Annotated in this window: 2 protein-coding genes and 1 pseudogene; 1 reads left to right on the forward strand and 2 read right to left on the reverse strand. The window is 71.1% G+C overall.

Annotated elements, in window-relative coordinates; genetic code table 11:
* Together CH341_RS30890 and CH341_RS30895 are read right to left on the reverse strand one after the other, a co-directional pair.
* A partial coding sequence (locus tag CH341_RS30890; RefSeq protein ID WP_146604701.1) for a hypothetical protein occupies nt 1-315 on the reverse strand: 315 nt, incomplete at its 3' end.
* Nucleotides 316-656: 341 nt separating this feature from the next.
* Complete coding sequence (locus CH341_RS30895; protein ID WP_111423458.1) at nt 657-1,163, reverse strand: hypothetical protein; 507 nt, start codon at nt 1,161-1,163, stop codon at nt 657-659.
* 164 nt (nt 1,164-1,327) lie between these two features.
* On the opposite strand from CH341_RS30895, the pseudogene CH341_RS30900 reads away from it, so the two are divergent.
* Nucleotides 1,328-1,828 (forward strand): annotated as a pseudogene (locus CH341_RS30900) (YciE/YciF ferroxidase family protein); the annotation flags it as partial.
* Nucleotides 1,829-2,069 lie beyond the last annotated feature (241 nt).

The raw sequence follows: 2,069 nt of genomic DNA on the forward strand, positions 1-2,069 counted from the left end.
GGCCGTCGCCGTGGCGGCGGGCGCGGTCGCACCCGCGGCGGTCGGCGGCTGCTGCTGCTTCTGACGGGCGGCACGGACGCGGCGCGCCTCGGCCCGGCGCAGGCACGCCTGATAGTGGGCGTGCTCGGCGGAATCGGCGAAGGCGCCGGGCTCCTCCAGCGTCTTCGGGCAGACCAGCTTCTGGGTCCGGGTGGCGGCGAGGCCGGGGTCCGCCGATGCGAGCGCCAGCGCGAGGCCGAGTCCGACGGCGACGCCGAGTCCGGCGGCGATGCCGCGTGCGGCGGGGGAACGGGATTTTACGGTCGCTGAGGTCACGGACGATCGCATGATTCCACCTGCCAAGTGCTTCGGTGCCCAAGTGCTTCGGCTGGCTTCGCGAACGGCCGGCGCCGCCGCGGGCGTGCAGTGCTGGCGTCGTGCAGTGCTGTGGCTCGCTCGCTGACGCTCGCTCACCGCGGCCAGGCCGCTGCAGCTTGCGTGGCTTCGGTTCGCTCGGCGGTTCGATCGACCTCGACGGCCGCTCGAGCGACATGATCATGACTCGCGCCTTGTATCACAAGGCCCGTGTTTTTTTTGTGATGTCCGCGGCTTGCTCCGGAACCGCCGGGCTGTCCGCCACACTGCTGCCGCATCGTCGCCGCGGCCGCGGGGCGCGTCTAGCGGCGGGTGGCGAAATAGGCGCCGAGCAGGGACAGCAGGCCCGCCACGGTCAGCACCGCGATGCCGAGCGCCGCGTTCGCGCCCGGGCCGAGCCCGGACGGCTGCACGGCGGCGTGGCCGACCGGCGCCAGGCCGGCGACCAGCGCGAGCCCGCCGATCCAGCACAGCGGCGCGATGCGTGACTCGGTCCGTCCGATCCAACCTGCGACGGCGGCGATCAGGAAGCCGGACGCGAACGAGGCGAGCGCGATCGCCCACCAGGCGAAGGCCGAGCGCAGCTGCCCGGTACGGGCGCCGAGCAGCGCGCGCCACGCGGCGCCGAGATCGAGTCCGAATCGGGCGAGCGCGAGCTGCGCCACCACGGCCGTCATCACGCCGCCCGTGACGGCGATGCAGAGGATCAGGACGCGCGGAAACGGGGCACTCTCGTCGATCATGGCTCGGCTGGCTTCGGGCTGGCGCGCCCCGAACGACTCGGGGGCGGACGCGGGAACGACCGGCATCCTGCGCATTTCCGTCCCGGATTCAACTCGCCCGCGGTGCGTCGGCGGGAACCCCCGCCAAAATGGTTCGTTGGTGGCGAGATTACGGCTGTCGCGTCGATCGCGCGATCGACTGCACGGATCCCCCCGAAGGTCCGCACGGGACCGCTTCCAGGAGCTTCAGCATGGCGATGTTTTCCGACCAGATCCGCACCATGGACGATCTGTTCGTCCATCAGCTCGAGGACGTCTATTACGCCGAGCACCAGATCGAGAAGGCGCTGCCCGAGATGATGGAGAAGGCGACCGATGCGGAGCTGAAGCGCGGCTTCAAAACGCATCTCGCCGAGACCAAGCGGCAGATCAAGCGGCTCGACCAGGTGTTCAAGAAGCTCGGCCAGGATCCCAAGGGCACCGAGTGCCCAGCCATCGACGGCATCATCGAGGAGGCGAACGACGTCGCCGGCGAGATCGAGGACAAGGATGTCCTCAATGCCGCGCTGATCGCCGCCGCGCAGGCCGTCGAGCACTACGAGATCACCCGCTACGGCACGCTGGTCGCGTGGGCCAAGCAGCTCGGACGCAAGGACGTCGCGACGCTGCTGACCGAGACCCTCAAGGAGGAGGTCGCGACCGACAAGAAGCTCACCCTGATGGCCAAGAAGTCGGCCAACCCCAAGGCCGCCGGCAAGGCGCCGCCGCGCCGCAGCCCGGCCCGTGGCGGCGCCTCGCGGGGCGGCGCGAAGTCGGACAAGAGCAACGGCCGCCGCGGCCGCGCCGCCGCCTGATCCGCCAGCCCGGCACGTCACTCCCGAAAGGCCCGCCTGCGGGCCTTTCGTCGTTTCGGGGCGCTCGCGATCGCGCCCCCGAGCGGCGAAGCCGGTGCGCGCGGGCCGGCGCTTTGTGGAATTGGTCATTCCGGGGCGC

Origin of the sequence: Rhodoplanes roseus (assembly GCF_003258865.1) — a bacterium.
Taxonomy (GTDB): Bacteria; Pseudomonadota; Alphaproteobacteria; order Rhizobiales; family Xanthobacteraceae; genus Rhodoplanes; species Rhodoplanes roseus.

Coding starts and splice junctions, on each gene's coding strand:
- CH341_RS30895 (WP_111423458.1), bottom strand. CDS start 1,163: ATGCCGGTCGTTCCCGCGTCCGCCCCCGAGTCGTTCGGGGCGCGCCAG.